The organism is Rhizobacter sp. P1_G5 (genome assembly GCF_056405435.1).
Window position 1 is genome coordinate 1 of the sequence record NZ_JBFUCB010001202.1, and the last position, 574, is coordinate 574.

General features: G+C 71.9%; 1 pseudogene. It reads left to right on the plus strand.

Annotated elements, in window-relative coordinates:
- Positions 1–160: 160 nt before the first annotated feature.
- Positions 161–574, plus strand: a pseudogene (locus AC1D12_RS34970) (hypothetical protein); the annotation flags it as partial.

Sequence of the window (574 nt, forward strand, 5' to 3'; positions counted from 1 at the left end):
TCTGGTGATGTCCAGCATGAATCCCCCTGATCTCTGTTGCGCTTGACGCGTCGCAGTCTTCAGAGGGGATGTGCAGAAAATATGGAGATCACCCTTTCGGCAGTGCGCCGGGCTCATGCAGCCCTGCGTGTTCCAATCGGGGATTCCGATTGGATCCGCCATGGCCACGCTGAAACTGAAGAAAGACGCGGGCTCGTCCRCCCCCGACAAACCGGCCCGTGCGCCCTTGCGCAGCACCGGCATGAAGAAGCGTCCGACCTTGTCGCAGGCGCAGGCCGATCGCGCCGAGCGCGAGGCGCGCTACCAGGAGCAGTTGCGCCAGCGCTTCGGCGACCAGCCGCCGGCCGAGTTCACGCGCCGCGGCGAGCCGTCCCGCCCGGAGCCGACCGGCCGCAAACCGCGGCCGATCGGACCGTCGGGGCCGCGCCGTGACGAAGCGCCCGCCCCCTTCCAGGCCCAGGCCCGCCCGCCGCGCGAACGCCGCGAGCCGCTGCCGCCGGCGCGCCGCGCGGATCCGATGGCGCCGCCGCGCTCCGGCCCCAACACCGCGTTCGGCCGCCCGTCGGGCCCGTCC